At 44.0% G+C, this 17902-nt stretch carries 12 protein-coding genes and 1 tRNA gene; all 13 read right to left on the reverse strand.

Going from position 1 to position 17902, the window contains the following annotated elements; all coding sequences use genetic code 11:
* Window positions 1-66: 66 nt before the first annotated feature.
* The 13 genes from ACEW8F_RS05740 to ACEW8F_RS05800 all read right to left on the reverse strand — a co-directional run bounded on the left by ACEW8F_RS05740 (window position 67) and on the right by ACEW8F_RS05800 (window position 17844).
* Window positions 67-1248 (reverse strand): CdaR family transcriptional regulator, encoded by a 1182-nt coding sequence (locus ACEW8F_RS05740; protein WP_373482516.1) that lies wholly within the window; start codon window positions 1246-1248, stop codon window positions 67-69.
* Window positions 1249-1338: 90 nt separating this feature from the next.
* The gene (locus tag ACEW8F_RS05745; RefSeq protein WP_373482517.1) at window positions 1339-2490 is read right to left on the reverse strand and encodes a glycerate kinase; all 1152 of its coding nucleotides are present in this window, start codon (window positions 2488-2490) and stop codon (window positions 1339-1341) included.
* A 174-nt stretch (window positions 2491-2664) separates the two neighbouring features.
* Complete coding sequence (locus ACEW8F_RS05750) at window positions 2665-3474, reverse strand: alpha/beta fold hydrolase (protein WP_373482518.1); 810 nt, start codon at window positions 3472-3474, stop codon at window positions 2665-2667.
* A gap of 412 nt (window positions 3475-3886) precedes the next feature.
* Window positions 3887-5038 carry a toxic anion resistance protein gene (locus ACEW8F_RS05755; RefSeq protein WP_373482519.1) on the reverse strand — a complete coding sequence of 384 codons (1152 nt, stop codon included), beginning with the start codon at window positions 5036-5038 and terminating at the stop codon, window positions 3887-3889.
* A gap of 87 nt (window positions 5039-5125) precedes the next feature.
* Window positions 5126-6406 (reverse strand): 5-bromo-4-chloroindolyl phosphate hydrolysis family protein, encoded by a 1281-nt coding sequence (locus tag ACEW8F_RS05760; protein ID WP_373482520.1) that lies wholly within the window; start codon window positions 6404-6406, stop codon window positions 5126-5128.
* Window positions 6407-6634: 228 nt separating this feature from the next.
* A complete protein-coding gene (locus tag ACEW8F_RS05765; RefSeq protein ID WP_373482521.1) occupies window positions 6635-7366 on the reverse strand; it encodes an energy-coupling factor ABC transporter ATP-binding protein in 732 nt (243 codons plus the stop codon).
* A 12-nt stretch (window positions 7367-7378) separates the two neighbouring features.
* Complete coding sequence (cbiQ, locus tag ACEW8F_RS05770) at window positions 7379-8176, reverse strand: cobalt ECF transporter T component CbiQ (RefSeq protein WP_373482522.1); 798 nt, start codon at window positions 8174-8176, stop codon at window positions 7379-7381.
* 115 nt (window positions 8177-8291) lie between these two features.
* On the reverse strand, window positions 8292-9305 hold the full coding sequence (locus ACEW8F_RS05775) for an energy-coupling factor ABC transporter permease (RefSeq protein WP_373482523.1): 1014 nt from the start codon (window positions 9303-9305) through the stop codon (window positions 8292-8294).
* A gap of 247 nt (window positions 9306-9552) precedes the next feature.
* Window positions 9553-10980, reverse strand: coding sequence for a D-alanyl-D-alanine carboxypeptidase family protein (locus tag ACEW8F_RS05780; protein WP_373482524.1), 1428 nt, complete (start codon window positions 10978-10980; stop codon window positions 9553-9555).
* Between the two features lie 22 nt (window positions 10981-11002).
* Window positions 11003-13957 carry an insulinase family protein gene (locus ACEW8F_RS05785; RefSeq protein WP_373482525.1) on the reverse strand — a complete coding sequence of 985 codons (2955 nt, stop codon included), beginning with the start codon at window positions 13955-13957 and terminating at the stop codon, window positions 11003-11005.
* Between the two features lie 24 nt (window positions 13958-13981).
* On the reverse strand, window positions 13982-15310 hold the full coding sequence (locus ACEW8F_RS05790; RefSeq protein WP_373482526.1) for a replication-associated recombination protein A: 1329 nt from the start codon (window positions 15308-15310) through the stop codon (window positions 13982-13984).
* Between the two features lie 57 nt (window positions 15311-15367).
* Window positions 15368-17431, reverse strand: a complete 2064-nt coding sequence (locus tag ACEW8F_RS05795) for an Eco57I restriction-modification methylase domain-containing protein (protein ID WP_373482527.1) — start codon at window positions 17429-17431, stop codon at window positions 15368-15370.
* Window positions 17432-17759: 328 nt separating this feature from the next.
* Window positions 17760-17844 (reverse strand) — tRNA-Leu (locus ACEW8F_RS05800).
* Window positions 17845-17902 lie beyond the last annotated feature (58 nt).

Below are 17902 nucleotides of genomic sequence, written 5' to 3' on the forward strand. Positions count from 1 at the left end.
TTTCAAATATTATTTGTCACTATAATATCATATTTTTAGTTACAATTCCATAATATCTGATAAATTTTACCTGATTGTCTGATCTTTAATTTTTTTTAATTTTTCATAATGGTTAAGGATAATCATAAACAGCAGATTGTCATTACCGCTGCACTTGAGCTGAAAACCGAGACATTCCTCCATTTTCTTTTTTCTGAAAATAACTGTATTTTTGTGGACAAACAAATCCCCAGCCACTTGTTCAAAATGAAAATGATAATCGAACATTTTGCGCATGGTGATCATCGCTTCATCCGCACCTTTGCCAAAATATTTCTGAATTTTTTGAATATAGGGTTCCACTGCCAGGGTGTAGGTTTCCTTATCCAACTGATTATAAAGACGCCAGAAATAATGGTGATGGGAAAAATACATATATTGGTCTTTTTTATAAACGCCGCTGCGATACATACCATAGGCATCACCATAGGATTTTACATAGCCCTTGATGCCCAGATAATAGCTACCCACAAAGCATTGCATATTTTTAGCATCCTCCCCACTGTTCACCGCTTCCAGATAGGCCGTGATGGAACTTTCGATCTCCCAGGGTTCAGTTTTCTTGAGAGTTTTGAAAATTAAAATAAAACCGCCGGACATCACCGATGAAATATCATCTTTTAAATGACTGTCTGACAGTTTAATCTGGTTGAGGATTTTTTCTAGATTTCCCTTTTCAGGTGTTTGATGATCGCCACCAAAGCTTAAAATTACCGCGACCCGATAACTTTCCATGTTATAGCCGATACGCTCCCCCCAGTCCGCAATTTCTTCTTCGCTGATGCTCCGCTGATCACTAATCAACGTGTTTAAAAAAATTTCCTTATCGTTGCGGTGGGAATAAAAGCGGTTCATAGTTTCCTGCTGTTCAATGATCAGTTCTGCTGTCATCTTCACCAGTTTTCCAATGTTTCGAACCTCATCCGGATCGCCGGTTATTCCTACGACGCCAATGACTTCTCCGGCTTTATCCACAATCGGCAAATTGATCCCCGGTTTCACGCCCCGAAGTTTTTTTGATTCTGCCTCGGTTACCTCGCAGGTGATACCGTTTTGGATTGCAAACATGGCTGTCTCATGGAAGGTACCAAGTCGATCCGGTGAACCGCTCCCAATAATAATTGCATTTTTGTTCATGACATTGATATTATAACCAAGCGTATTCATGACCTCGTCGGCAATTTTTTGAGCAATTTTCTTATCCAGCATCTATCCACTCCTTATTGTTCTGTCTCATCGGCGTTTGTTAACGCACCGAATCCCTTGTTTAAAACTTTTAACTTTCATACTTGCCTTGTTCTACCTCATATTTTGCGGGATCATACATATAATTGCCAAAAAACGAAAGAGATTGCAGATGGTTTGCTCCAGTAAATGGGGCGCATTTTCCATATGCCATGCCAGACCCCGGTCGTTGCTGAAGATGGCAAAAGCGGCCACCACCCCACAATTATAAATCGCTTCATAACCGTCGTCCAGTGCTCCTGAGATCACCACCACCGGAATATTCTGTTTTTTCCCCCGTTTTCCAACACCAGAAATCACCTTGCCCATCACACTCTGGGCATCGGTTTTTCCTTCGCCGGTAATAATCATATCGGCTCCGCCAATTGCCGCATCAAAAGCAATTTGGTCCAGAACAATATCCAGACCCGATTTCAGCTGACCCTTAAATAAGGCCACTAATGGCAACGCCATCCCACCGGCGGCACCGATACCCTTTAGCATCACCAGTTTCATGGCTGTTTTTTTCTCCAGAAGCTGTCCAAAAGTATTTAGTCCCTGATCCAGAAACGCCACCATCTGACTGTCAGCGCCTTTTTGAGGACCATAGATTGCCGCGGCCCCCTGATCCCCACAGAGAACATTTTCAACATCACAGGCAATGATTATCTCCACCTCCTGTAATAAGGGCTCCACCTGGCTGGTATCAATGGTCATCACCCGACTTAAGTTTTCGCCAACGGGCGCCAGCAATTCCATGTTTTGGTCATAAAACCGGACCCCCAACGCATTGGCAACCCCGAGTCCGCCATCATTGGTGGCACTGCCACCCAAACCCAAAATAATCTTGCGACAACCGCGGTTAATTGCATCGGCAATCATTTCTCCGGTACCATAGGTACTTGTTTTCAACGGATTGCGTTCCTCGGCGGCAAGCAGTGGTAAGCCGGAAGCGGACGACATTTCAATAACCGCCACCCCCCCATTTAAAATGCCGTAGGCGGCGGTTATTTCTCTGAATAAGGGATCTTTTGTTTTTATTTTTATAATCTCACCAGTTTGGTGCCTGACCAGCACCTCCACTAGACCTTCCCCGCCATCTGAAATGGGAATTTTGACGATCTCGGCTGTGGGCATAATTTTAAGAATCGCACCTTCGACGATGTCACAAACTTCAGTGGCAGATAAGGACCCCTTAAAAGAGTCCGGAGCAATCACTATTCTCATTTTGTGCTCTCCTTTAAATCAGATTAGCAGGCAATAGCCAGGCTTTTAAATTACAAATAAAATTATTTAGCGCAAACCGGAAGGGAATCTCACAGCTGTTTGGTAATAAGCGATTGGTTCCAAAAAACAATAACATGGGTAACAGGACGACCCATGCTATTATTGATGGAATTCTTAGGCTTTTATAAAATCAGCAACGGTCTGATTGAATTTATCAGCTTCTTCCCAGAACAGCATATGACCGGAATCTTCAAAGAACTCAAGTTTTGCTTCTGGAATCTGCTCAGCCACATAGGCACTTCCCTGCCAGTCAAAAACAACGCTGTTTCGGGCCACACATACCAGGGTCGGTAGATTAATCAGCGGCAGCAAATCCCGCCAGTCCAAATTGGTATGATCCCGCATAATTTCAATGCGAACCTTAGGCGGGCATTTTGAAATTTCATCAGCAATGAATTTTACTTCTTCGTCTGTCGGTTCATGGTACAGACAAGCAAAGGCCAGGCCTTCGGCGCTGTCTCTCGGAGCGTATTCAATGGCACAGCAAGTCCGGATGAACATTTCCACATCATAACAGCCATTCTGTCCCCAGACCCAATCCGGGCCAGTATATTGAAGTGGCGCCTGATCAACACAGACAAGTTTGCTGATCCGATGTTTGCCAAATAATTCCAGATAACTCCAGAGTACAGCAACTCCCATGGACCATCCCAGCACCGTGACATCTTCAACATCCAGCTGATCCAGGAGCTCTTTCACATCCATGGCATAACGAGAAATCCGGTGACCGTGCAAGACCTTTTCTGATTCGCCATGCCCACGAAAATCCATCAAAATAACCTTAAAATCCTCAGCCAGAACATCGCTGTTTTTTTTGAAAAACTGGGTTGAACAGGTCCATCCGGGAATCATCAGTAAGGGTTTTCCTTCGCCCTTTACCTCATAGTACAATTCAACATGATCATTGGTATAAAAAGTTGCCATAGCTTTCCTCCTATTATTGATTAATACCTTGCCTGCTGCTCGCTTTGCCACCTGTTAACCGTGACGATTTTTCCATTCACTCAGAAAACGTCCGCTTCATCCGACGCCAAAGTACGATGATTCTGTTTGTAAGATCGACGCAAAATACTATTAATTATTATTATACACAATCTGTAATAGTTTTCAATGGCTTTTTCCCCAATTAATTTCTCAACCATTAGACAATTGTACAATATTTTATCTATTTTCCCGGAGATTATAAAATCATTTCAAAAACCTCATTGCTGATCAGCTTTTTACCACATTTTTTAGCAAGCCCGATTCCGGAAAACCCTTATTTAGCAGGCGCTTCTTCCATTTCAAAAATGAAATAAAAAAACAACCAGTATTCTTTACTGATTGTTTTTTATTTTTATCGTCTGATTTCGAGCATCTTGACTTTTAAATCATTTTCAAGTTTTTCAAGCTCAGCTTCCACTTCTTTTCGTTTCTGACGACCTTCAGTTTGGATTCGCAACACCTCGTCAAAGGTGCTAATCAGGGATTCGTTGGAGATCCGCAGGGTTTCAATATCAACAATTCCCCGTTCCGACTCTTTGGCGGTAGCAATGGATTCCATCTTCAGGGTTTCGGCATTTTTTCGCAATAATTCGTTAGTCATATTGGTGACTTCCCGCTGGGCCTTGGCCGCCTGTCCAGAATGAACTACGCCGAGAGCCAGAACCATCTGACTTTTCCACAAAGGAATGGTATTAACGATCGAAGACTGAATTTTTTCGGCCATTAAGGTATCGTTATGCTGAACCAGCCGGATCTGCGGGGCCATCTGAATGGAGATCATCCGGGTCAGTTCCAGATCATGGATTTTCTTCTCAAAGCGATTACACATGGCTGACAAATCGTTGACCGCCTGGGCGTCTTCCGGCAGCCCGCTGATCTGCGAGCGCTTGATTAGTTCCGGCAATTCTTTGCTTTCAACTTCCTGAAGTTTCTTTTTGCCGGCCATAATATACATCGACAACTCTTTGAAATAGGTTTTGTTCACATCGTAAAGCTTATCCAACATGGCGACATCTTTTAACAGCTGCATCTGATGTTTTTCCAGAGCTTCGCAGATCCGGTTGACATTGCTTTCGGCGGAAGCATAGCGGGTCTGCATGGAGCTGAGCTTATTGCTGCTTTTCTTGAAAAAACCCAAAAAGCCTTTATCTTCTTCCTCAATGTCAAAGTTCCGCAGTTCCATGACCATGTCGCCGAGCATTTTGCCCACCTCCCCCATGTCTTTGGTGCGGACATTATTCAGCGCCGTTTCTGAGAAATCAGCAATTTTCTTTTGCGCCCCAACTCCAAACTGCATCACCAGGCTGGAATTGGTGAGATCAATTTTGCTGGCAAAATCATCCACCATTCGTCGTTCTTCCGGAGTCAGCCGGCTTTCGTCAAAAACTTGCCGTTCCCCCTTGAGTTCCTGATGCACATTTGTGGTCATCACTTTTTCTTCTTCAAATGGGTCAAAGGTCAGAGTGGGGGCTACCTGGGAATAATCGTTCATATTTTCTTCCATCGCTATTCTCCTCGTCTTAGTTAAGTTGAGCATTTCAAAACTGCCATGAATAAAAAAGTCATGGTTTGCTTTTACTGTATTAGTAGCTTATTTTTTAAAGTCTCTTTGGGTTAAGCCTTCCTGGGCCAGCATCGTGTTAAGCACTGAAATATCTGTAGAAACATCCATAGCAGTGTCTTCATAAAAACTGTCCAGCAGATTTTCAAAGGCATGGCTAATCGTATCTAGAGTATCTTCAATTTCTTTTTTGGTTGCCAGGATATTACCACCCTGAATAGGCTCCGCATCTAAATCCCGGTAGACAGAGACCAGTTTTAAGGTGGTGGGCAGATAATAACCCATGAATTTCCGTATTTCCGGCAAGCCCCCCGGGTTCTCTTCAATAAATTCAAAGATCTTGGTAATCACCTTTTCCAATCGATCTAATTTCTGGGAAAAAACCTCTCCTTCAATGGCGACATTGGCTTCATTGATTTGACGGATGATGTCCTGCCCTTCAGCAATCACCTCATGAACCGTCTTCATTTCAGGATTTTCAGCTTCCAGTCTCCTTTTTTGATCCAGCACCTCCTGCTCCATTCGGGCTCTTTCTTCCTGAAGTTTCTTGCCTTCTTTAAGTTTTAAATGGTTTTCATAGGCTTCATTGCTGATCAGCAGATATTCTTCCTGTTCATCAAAACGCCCCTCCGGGAACATCCCCAGACTGATCATCTTGCGCAGATCTTTCACCACAAACTTCCTGCTACGACCGATGGGATCCGATAATTCGGTGATTTTACAGAATTCCCGTCCTTTCAGACGACTGGCGTACTGACGAAACCGTTTCACCCGTCCCCGCAGGTTCGACCCCTTGGCTGACATCAAGGCGCTAATCGTAAAAATAGGCAGCAGAATCCCGGCACTGATACCCATCAGCGGCATACTGGTAAATGCAAAACCAAATACTGACGAAAAAATAAGCAGCAACAGCAGTGAAACACCAATGCCGATGTTTCCAAATATCATCAATAGCATGCCGGAGATTCGACCTTGGGGTGATTTCGAAATCATGTTATTTGGCTGCTTTTTGACGGAACTGTAGGCAGTCTGATAATTGTTTCGGGCAACCATTTCCTTTGGCTGAGGTTTGTTCATTTTTTCCTGGGTCTTTCTGGTATTGGCTGCCTGCTTTCTGGTTTCCTGGTTGTTTTCCCGCTGCTGTCGTTGCTGCTCCTGCCAATAATGACCACTTCGTTTGACTTCATCCATGGCCCGGGCGACTGTCTCTGAGATGTTTTTATTCAGCTCTTTAAACTCCGCCGAATTCAAGGCATCTTGAACAATATCCTTGATATCATTGCCGATATTTGAATAATCTTTTTTTGTCATCGCTTGTCCTCCCAAACATTGAATTAATTATATCTTATAAAATTTAAAATTTCAATTAGGAAACCAATTCCCCGGGCGATTCTTAAAACAAATTCATGAATTTTTCTGTTTTCCCTGCAGATGATTCTCAAACTTGGGGTAAACGTAAAAAAAGCCTGAACAAGTCAAGCTTTAGGACAGCTTTGTACCAACCATCGCTAAACAATTGGTCAGTACGGCAGTTACATATTATCGGATCCGGGGTTTTTGCATGCACAGGGGTAGCTCCAGGTGACATTGGGATAAGAGCTCTTCATCCAGCAAAATGTCTTTAACCGTGCCATCAGCAAACACGCTGCCATGGTGTAAAATAATCACCCGGTCACAGATATCCAGGGCCATATCCAGATCATGGGTGGCAATAATTTTGGTCATCTTCAGGGAATCCAGGGTATTAATTACATTCCTTCTGGCCTGAGGATCCAGAAATGAGGTCGGTTCGTCAAACAAAATAACTCGGGGATTCATGGCCAGCACCGAGGCAATCGCAATAACCCGTTTTTCGCCGCCAGATAAGCGATGGGGCATCCGATCCCGGAGATGGGTGATGCCCAACTGCTCCAGGGCGTTAACCACACGCTCTTCGACAACATGTTCATCCAGCAATTCATTTCGTGGCCCAAAGGCAATGTCATCATAAACCTTTGTCATAAACAGCTGATCATCGGGGTTCTGAAAAACCATCCCGACTTTTCGGCGAATATCCTTCAGTGTTTTTTTTTCGACTGGCAGATCTTCAACTTTAATTGACCCTTCTTTAATATCAGAAATACCGATAATCAGCTTAAACAAGCTGGATTTTCCCGCTCCATTAGCTCCCACCAGGGCAATGCTTTCGCCCTCTTTAATTTTTAGATTGATATCCCGGATAGCCTGATGACCGTCGGGATAAGCATAGTTTAACTTTTCAATTTCTAGCATTAGAACTCCTCATTATAAAAAACTGCCAATAAACAGGCTCAGATCAAAAAATCGCATCAAACACAAAATACCAGCTACTAAAACCAAATACACCCAATCGCCTTTATGGATCGGGCTGGGTTTGGCATACAGATAATTACCGTCGTATCCCCGACATTTCATGGCCACATAAATGTTCTCGGCCCGATCAAAACTTTTTAATAACAACTGCCCGACAAAGATACCCATATCCTTCATTTTGATCCCCTTAGAAGCCGGGGCTCTTAAAATATAGGCGGTATACATATTAGAGACTTGTTCCAGCAACACCGAAATGTAGCGGTAGGTCAGCATGATTTGCTCCACAATAATTTTAGGTATTTTGATGGCTAACAGCTGATAAGAAATCTTTGGCAACGAAGTTGTGGCAATCAGGATCAGCACTGCCATAACCGTAAAAATGGTTTTAACCATAATTGATATAAAAGAGATAATGCCATAACTGACGGGCATCGGCCCAATCATCAGGGCCAGTTGCTGATTAAAAATGATATTCGATAACCCCGCAAAAAAAGAAAACGGCAAGGCCACCAAAAGCCGTTTCAGCAAGGGTTTATAAGGAATCTCAGCCAGTGCCATTAAAATTATCGGATAGAAAGCAAACACCATCAGTCCAGTAATATTATAGGGGTTAAACGAAATTACCAGCACCAGGTAAAGCATCGTGGTAATCAGTTTGACCATCGGATGCAGGCGATGGATGATCGTATTGCCCTCGGCCATTTCCTCCAGGGAATTGATCGTATTCAGTGATTCTGTTATTGTTGACATTGAGTTTACCTTTCAGTTAAATATTAATAACCTCTGTTATTAAACAGAGGTTATTTAAAAAACTAGTATTAATGTTAACATATAAAACTTACTATATCAATTATTATCGAACCAGTTAAGCTGCTTTTTCTTTTCTTCGTTTGACGGCATAAATCAGATAACCCGTACCACCTGCCAGCAACAGGGTAATGCCTGCTCCAACAATACCGGACACACTGGTTCCGGCCACAGAGCCTTCGCCATCCGTTGATTTAAAGCTGTAATCTGGCAGAAATGCAGTACTTTCCTGAATACTACCAACACTGCTATAGATATCACCATCTGCTTCCAGTTCGGCTGTTCCGGCCACATTTTCCATGGCCCATTCCAACCCATCTGGATTCGCTGATGCAAAAAGTGACAAACCACCACCAACAACAATGGCAAATACCAGTAATATCCCCAGCACCTTTTGAATAGACAGGTTTTTCGGTAATTTCTTGTTATCCATGGTTGATTCCAGCAATTCTGGTCGCATTTTGTAAACAAAGACTAAAATTCCCCCGGTGACAATTCCTTCAACCAGACCAATGGCCAGATGAATCGGAACCATCATGCCCATGAAGGTTGCCATTGGCAATTCAGTAATACCTGAAGCCAGGGTTTGAATCACCACCGAAATGGCTCCCAGGGTCAAAGCTAAAATAACCGAAACCACAGCGGCTACCGATATCCGGGTCGACGTCATTCCTTTTTTTACAATCGGTTTAAACACAAAAGGGTAAACCAATAAACAGGCATAAAAACCCATATTCCAGATATTTGCGCCCAGAGCAAGAAGCCCGCCGTCGGCAAAAAATAATGCCTGAATCAATAATACTGCAGTAATAGTTAAAAAAGCGGGAAACGGCCCCAACAAGGCAGCCAGTAAAATCCCCCCGCCTATGTGTCCACTGGAACCGGTTCCCGGAATGGTGAAATTAATCATCTGTCCGGCAAAAATAACGGCTCCCATAACTCCCATTAACGGGATTTTCTTTTCGTCTAAATCGTCTTTACATTTATACGCCGAATAGGCGATTGCTCCGGCGCTAGCCGCAAGCATGATTCCTCCGACTGCCGGAGAAACTAAAGCATCTGCCATGTGCATAATAAAACCTCCTCAAAGTTTAAAAAACTATACAAAAAAAACACGAAGAACACCTCCAAGTTTCAACTCTGGAAATACCTTCATGGCATCATTTTCGTATCTTAAAATTGATTCGTATTCTGCACTTCAATGCTTTAAATACTGTAATTAATTATAAACTTAATTATTATACTCTGTCAAGAAAAAACATGAGATGTGATGGTCATTAAACAATCACATCTCATGTGGATTTAAATCCATAAATCGTCTATCTCCTCTTATTAGTTCGCTGGGTTGGTTTTTGAGGTTGTTTTGGGGTTGTTTTTGGGGTTGTTTTTTTCTTAATCTTAATCTTTTTATACTTGATATTGTTATTGTGCATAAACTGAACAAACATAATCCGCAAAATCGCCAGCAGCATCAAAATTACAATGATCGTCACATACCAGTACAGAATCGGATAATCAGTCCAGTTTCTGGCTTTCATATCATTGACTGCGTACAGCGGCGTAGCCTCCACCATGGTTTCGCCATTATAGACCTGCAGTTCGCCAATCTGTTCACCTGCTTTAAGATCCTTTTCCAGATTTGCCAGGGTCGCATCGCCCTTGACCTTGGTATCATCCCATTTCACCTTGCTTGTGTAGCTATCCCGATTGGCCTGAGGCACTGCGGTAATCAGCGCCTCATTGGTCTTGTACTTGAGTTTATTGCCATCAAATACATGATAGTTGACCACCTGCACTACCTGGTCTTCATCTTCAGGATCCAACCATTCCAGTAATTCATATTCTTTGACAACCGCGTTGATGGTATTGCTGGCTTCGCTGAAAATCGCCGTCTCATCGGCATTGAAGATGATGCCAATCATATCCTTGTCGTTGCCTTCACCTTCAAAAACAAGACACTTATTTGCCTCCTCAGTATAGCCGGTTTTTCCGCTGGTCGCATAACCGTTAAAAACCGAATTGGTTCCCGAAAGATTATTTGCAACCCGGTATTCTTCTGATAATTCATTAAAATTGGCATAAAGCAAAAGGTTGGAATTATTCCACTTGTGTTTGGTTTTGTTGGTTTGAACCTCGTGAACCTTGCCCCGGGTAATTGCCTTGATCGTCACATCGGAAAAGGCGGTTTTGGCTAGAATCAGCATGTCTGCCGGAGTCGAATAGTGATTATCGTTATGCAATCCATGAGGATTGGTAAAATTAGTACCGTTCATCCCCATTTCTTTGGCTTTTTTATTCATGGCTGCAATAAAAGTTTCATAAGCTTTATCTGAACTGATTGAGCTGTCTCCGGCAATTTTTCGTCCGATATTCACGGCAATGGTTTCCGCCGCATCATTTCCGGATGGCAGCAGCAAAGCATAAAGCAGTTCGTTAAGGGACAGTACCTCTTCTGCTTCAAGACCGGCGGTACTGCTGTCCTCACCGATACTCTCAATCTCATCACCCACAGTAAAGTTCTCATTGAGATCGCCGTTCTCTATGGCGACCAGCGCGGTCATCAGCTTAGTGGTGCTGGCTGGATAGAATTTTTCATTCTGCTTTTGGGCAAAAAGAATATCGCCACTATTCACTTCATAAATAATCACGCCCTCATCAGCACCATAGGCGGGTAAGCCCGCCGCCAGAACCCCAGATGTGCAAAAGACCAGGCTCAGTATCAGTAATAATCCTATTTTTCTTTTCATATCCCCTCTCCCCTCAAAACTTTTATTTGATATAGCGGGTCACATTAAACAATTCTTTTTCTTCATTGATGGCTTCTTCGCTGCCTAAAACGCAGATGGCATTCTTGGCCAGTACTGCCGCAATCATTTTTGCATAGCTTTTTAATTGTTCAACGGTGGTTTCCAGAATTTCTTCCCGTTCTTTTTGCAGATCTTCGACAGTTACGCCACTGAAATAGAAATTGTCTGCGATTTCGCCCTTCACCGAGGCACTCAATGGCACATCCTTGCTACTGATGGTTCCGATAATATACTTTTCCAGTTCTCGTTGGGAGAGCTTCAGCTGATTAATATAATCAATGACACCATGATAGGCTTCGAAGGTCTTTTTCAATTTGGGATCCCGATACGATCCGAAATACAGGTCGCCGCCCCGTCCGATGCTCATAAAGGCACCATAGGCACCGCCCTGAACCCTTACTCGGTTCCAGAGATAATCCATCGACAAAATACCTTTTAAAACTAGTTGAGAACCGGCATATTCGTAGCCTAAAGCTCTGATATTATAACCCTGGGAAACATATTGAATCTTGGCTGCCGTTAAAAATCCTTCATTAGCAATTTCGGTCTCAAAGGCAAAAACATTTTTCTGCTGTTTTTTCGAAGTCAGTCCCGACACATAAGGGCTCAGGGCTACCAAAGTCTGATCCCGGATTTCTTCGGTACCGGTGATGCTGATAATTGGTTTTTTTGTGGTAAAAACTAATTCGGCAATGCTAACCAGCTTGTCGGCCAGGTCTTCAAATTTTTCATCAAAGTTAGCTTCCAGATCCGCAATAAAGCGATAAAACTCAATACCGCCAAATTCTTCAAACAGCCGGGCCGACTGAGAATAGTAGGACTGCAGCCGTTGCACACCGACCACATGGCCGGCAGTTAAAAACTGGGTCTCTTTATGGGTCTTGATTTCCCGGATCATATCGTGAATCAGGTTTTTTTCCTGATAGCGGGTCTTGGTAATCACATCGGTCATAATACTAATCAGGGTCGGGATATTTTCCGCAACTGCTTTACCCTTGACATAACAATTGGAGGTGAAATCCCCAAACTGATGGACCTCATCATAAGATTCAATCCCAAAGGACAGGCCGCCAGTATGAATTTCAATTTCCTGACTCAGTCGTCGGAAATCCATGGTTTTGGTACTGAGACTACCCAGCAGTTTACACAATAGCGACAAGTATTTCAAGTCTTCCTGGGGCAGATCACTGTAATCAAAATATAGTTTTAAATAGGAAATCCCGCCGGTAAAACCGGGGTGAAACAGCATCTTAGTGTCCAATACTTCGGCAACTTCCATCGGGTAGGTTCGGCCAGTGCGGCTGATATCTGCCAGCGACAGTTTGGGAATTTTTTCCAGATCTTCCGGGGCATCTTCTTCATTTTGTTTTTCAATCAGGGTTTGGGTTTCGTCAACCAGCGCCTGGAGTTCTTCCGGGGTCAGACCGGCTTTAAAAGCCGCCAGTTTTTCCGCTAACGCCTGATCGGCTTTTTCCTGCAGCGTGTTATCCGGCACAATGGTCACCAGGGTCTGGTGGGTATTGTCAATCAGCATCCGTTTAAGCAGTTTTTCAAAGTAGCCGTCTTTCCAGCTGTCCTTGAATTTTTTAAAGGCTGCTTTATATTTAAGATAGGCGATCGGGTCGTCGCCATAGAGCCAGTCATCCATCATTTCAATCCCATAAATCAAGCCTTTGGGATAGGAACCGTATTCCCCTTCAATGTGGGAAAATTCATGGATATTGATGCCCGCTTCAACGCTCAACGGATCAAGCCCCTCGTTTGCCAGCTTATTCAGCACCGACTCCACCGTGTTGACAAATAAGTCGCGATGCTTTTCCTCGGTATTTTTAAGGACAATTGAAAAATAGGGTTGTCTGAGCGAACTGCTATAATGATAACTAACCTCTTCAGCTATTTTCAGATCCAGCAAGGCCTCTTTTAACGGCGACGAATTATTATTTAAGATAATATGGGCAAGAATATCAAAGGCCAGGGCATCTTCATAGGTTAATTTATCACCCAACACCACATTCAGAGCCAGATAGGCTTTATTTTCCAGTGATTCTTCCTTGGAGACCCCATAAGATGTCCGTATTTCAGCACGGGTTTTAAGCAGTGGCTGGGCCATGATCTCACTGTCAACCGCCTGTTTTTCAAAGGCATTGAGGTATTCATCATTAAGATACTTTAAGTGCGCCCGGACATCGCCATCGCCATAGAGATAAATATAGCTGTTGGAGGGATGGTAATATTTTTTATGGAAGCCCAGAAAATCCTCATAGGTCAGTTCCGGAATCACATCAGGATCTCCGCCAGATTCAAACCGGTAGCAGGACTGGGGATAAAGGGATTCAAAAATTTTATTTTGCAGCAATTCCTCCGGATTGGAGAAGGCGCCCTTCATTTCATTATAAACTACCCCATTGTAGATAATCGGATCATCCACATTTTCAATGTGATAGTGCCAGCCTTCCTGCTGGAAGGTATAGGGATTTTCATAAATATTGGGATAAAAAACCGCATCCAGATAAACATCCATCAAATTCATAAAATCTTTGGCGTTGGTGCTGGCAATCGGGTACATTGTTTTATCGGGATAGGTCATGGCATTCAGGAAGGTGTTTAGCGATCCTTTGGCCAACTCCACAAAAGGTTCCTTGACCGGATATTTTTTTGATCCGCATAAAACCGAATGCTCCAGAATATGGGGCACCCCGGTGCTGTCGGTTGACGGGGTGCGAAAGCTAATTGAAAAAACCTTATTATCATCGTCGGCCGATATGTATAGTAATCGGGCCCCGGTTTTTTCATGGACAAAGGTTCGCGCAAAGCCATCTATTTCATCCACAAATTCTTCTTTATTCAAGATAAATCCGTGGATATTTTCTTCCAGTTTAAACATTTTTTCCTGTTGTTCTTGTAATTCTTTTTTCAAATGTCGCTCCTTTTCTATTTGTATTTATTCAATAATTCCATTTTTCTTGAGATATTCCTTCATCTTGCGTTCATGACCCATTTCTGTCGGTTCATAAAAATGAGTGCCGACCAGATCATCCGGAAGGTACTGCTGTTTAACATAGTGTCCGGGATAATTATGGGGGTACTGATAAGTCATACCGCGACCCAGTTTTTTGCTACCGGAATAGTGGGTATCCTGCAAATGGGCCGGAACATTGCTGTTAGAGACATGCTTGACCGCCTCAATGGCAGCGTCCACCGCCAGATAGGAGGCATTGCTTTTAGGCGCACAGGCCAGAAAAACCACCGCCTGGGCCAGATTAATCCGGGCTTCCGGCATGCCGATAAACTGAACCGCATCAGCAGCGGCCATTGCCACGGTTAAGGCCAGCGGTTCGGCATTGCCGATGTCCTCTGAAGCTGAGATGACAATCCGGCGGGCAATAAACTTGGGGTCTTCCCCGGCGGTGATCATTTTAGCCATCCAGTAAAGCGCCGCATCGGGATCAGAACCGCGGATACTTTTGATAAAGGCGGAGATCGTATCGTAATGATTATCGCCATTTTTATCATATTGGACAGCCCGCTGCTGGATACACTCCTGCGCCGTTTCCAGATCGATATGAATGACGCCGGCGGCGTTTTTATCCACCGTCAGAATCCCCAGCTCCAGGGCGTTCAAGGCCCGACGGACATCACCGTTAGCGACCTCGGCAAAATGATCGAGGGCGTCCTGATCGCATTTTATTTTCATCACGCCATAGCCACGATCCCGATCTTCGATGGCCCGTTCGATCACATGACGGATATCGTCTGGGGTCAGATTGTAAAACTCAAAAATGGTGGAGCGGGACAGCAGCGGTGAGTTGATTTCAAAATAGGGGTTTTCGGTGGTGGCCCCAATCAGGGTCACCAGCCCTTTTTCGACACTGGGTAACAGGGCATCCTGCTGAGCCTTATTGAAGCGATGGATCTCGTCAATGAAGAGGATCGATTTTTTATTATAAACCCCCAGATTGTTTTTGGCCTTATCCAGCACCTCGGTGATTTCTTTTTTTCCCGAGGTGACCGCATTCAGCTCATAAAACACCGCATTGGTACGGTTGGCAATAATCTTTGCCAAGGAGGTCTTGCCGGTACCCGGCGGTCCGTAAAACACCACCGAGGATAGTTTATCGGCTTCAATCAGCCGATACAAGAGTTTCCCGCGACCAATAATATGCTGCTGGCCGACAAATTCTGCCAGGGTCTGGGGTCGCATTCTCACCGCAAGGGGCGCATTATCCGCGATTTGGCCTTCAAAATTCTGATTAAAAAAACTTTCCTGCATAATGTCCTTTCACGATAATGTTCTATCCTGGTGTTGCGAAGCTCACGCAATTTTTTTTCACCGGTTCGTTTCTATCACTACTATTTCTGCCTGGCTTAACTCAAAAAAATCATAGAACCACCGGTCAATTTCAGCAAGAATCTGGTCTGATTCGGCAGTGTTTCCACTTTTCTTTAAGTTTACAATTCTATCATAAGAAGCTTTAAAAAACTTAATCGTTTCATCTTTTATGTCCGGTATTCCCAACCGCAACAGGGTATTTGGATAGTACTCATAAAGTTTGTCCCCCAGTTTTTTTCCGTAGGACTTAAAGTAATAATTATAGAGCCGGCTGTTTAATAGCATCACCAGAAACTCCTCATTGACCTGATGGTAAAGCCGGGGTTTGAGGATCAGTCCATAAACATCCGCACTGAAATAACATTTATTTTCATCAATGGCAAAACGGTTTTGGGTTGCCTTATAAGGGAAGACGATTTTTCGTCCTTCAAAATGTTTCGGATCCCGGCCCCATTGAGGCTTATACCAGGCCAGCTTGCCACTTTTGCATTCCCGGCGGTTTTTGAGCTTGTCCTGGTGGTTTTCCAGATGAGCGGCCACCTGAGGGTACTGATCAACGGTCCCGATCCTGTTGGTGTAGAGGATTTTCTTTTGCGGTTCGGTTACCTGGTAGGCCTTGACATCCTTATTTTTGATCCAAGGTTTTAACAAGACCGGATCAAAGGCACAAAGTGCCGGATCAGTCTGTTCAAAGATAAAGGCCTTGTCGTTGCCGGTAATAATACCCTGAAAACTCTGGACAACATTATCCAGGGTAAATGGTGTTTTTTTCTCAATTTTTTCAATAATCCCCTGCGTAACTGGCGAATATAGCCGCCAGGAATCGTCATTTAACCGGGCCTGCAACAATTCAAACGACTCATAAAGATCGCTTTGCTGATTATTTTGCTCCAGTGATTGGATCAGTTGGGGATAGCTTTCCGGTTTATGGTTTTTAATGAAGAAACGCTTAATCCGAATAGTTTGCGCATCATCAATCTCCTGCTTTTTCTCCAGCCGGATAATGGCCGGATCAACCCCAACCCCTTCAATAACCCGCAGCCCGTTGAAATCCACAATTTCCTGGATCGCAAAAGCTTTTCTGATAAAGGCTCGTAAGGGTTTTCCGTAGAAGGCCTCGATAAAATAGCGGGAGGTGATATGGATTAATTGCCCCGCAGGTTTCAACAACTCCCAACCCCGGTAGATAAAGCAATAGGAAAGATCACCCTTGTCCCGATACACCTCGGCATAGCGGTTTTTGAGCAGTTTCATATACTCGGCCTGGATTTCTTTGTGCCCTACATAGGGCGGGTTCCCGATTACTACATCCACCGACTGGGTTGTTACTAATTCTTCAGTAAGAATATCGCCGCAAAAAACCCCCAGCGGTTTAACGTATTTGCTTCCTTTTAAGGTCAGGATCAGCCGGGTCACCAGACAGGCAATGGGATCCCGGTCCACACCCAGCAGGCAGTTTTCCAGCAGCTGGCGATGCTGTGCTTCTTTCTCCGCCGGACTCAATGCGCCGCTTTGGGCAACAATCTCATCATAAACGGCGTTTAATAGAGATCCACTTCCGCAGGCCGGGTCCAGAATCCGGAAATCCTGCTGATCGTGCCCCGGCTGGAATGATCCCAGCACATCAGAAGCCATATAAGCGGCAATGTTTTCCGGGGTATAAAAAATGCCGTGGTTTTTCTTGTGATTGATCAGCAGACTCGCTTCGTAAAGGCTGCCAATCAGCCCTGGATTTTCACCTGCTAATGAGGGTGAGGCAGCGATCAGGTCGCCGACCCAATCCCAAATCTCATCGCCAATCGGTTGGGGATCTATCTGCTCTTGTTCCCAGAATGCCGACCGCAGAGATGCTCCCTGCCACAGCCCGAGGATATAATCCAGGGTAAAGTTCTTTTTGATATCCTTTTGATGGACTTCAAAATCAATGCGCTGATTATCCGCCAGATATTTTAAAACGATGCATTTCAGCAAAAAAAGCACATTGGCACTGCGGTCCTCCGTCAGGTAATTGTATCTATTTATAAATTGTGTCAGCTTATCTGAAATCTCCTGAAACTTCATTAAAACCTCTTTCATTTTATTGATGTTAGTCTCACCTGGTTATTATAACATCATTTGCCTGAAAAAGATAAAGAAAAGGCTGAAATAAACGATTCATCAAAAAAATCCAGAGAATAGTTCTCCGAATTTTTTTGATGAAGTTATTTTCCAAACTCAGTACAGTCTGATTTCAGTGATGCCGGTGGCATGCTCGTCGTCAGCAGGTCCCCAGACCACCGTAGTCGATGACAAGAACCACGGAATCGCCGGGATCAATGACATCATGAGAGGATATTAATTTTGGGCATAAAAAAAACGGCCATCTCATGCCGTTTTCATAAATTCTAAATGGTGCGAGAGACGGGAGTCGAACCCGTACGCCTTGCGACACACGCCTCTGAAACGTGCTTGTCTGCCAGTTCCAACACTCTCGCATAAGTCATTTTGAACACCACTATAGAATACACTCTTTTGAGTGTATTGTCAAGGCCT

The sequence above is a fragment of the Acetobacterium sp. genome, assembly GCF_041752335.1.
Classification (GTDB): domain Bacteria; phylum Bacillota; class Clostridia; order Eubacteriales; family Eubacteriaceae; genus Acetobacterium.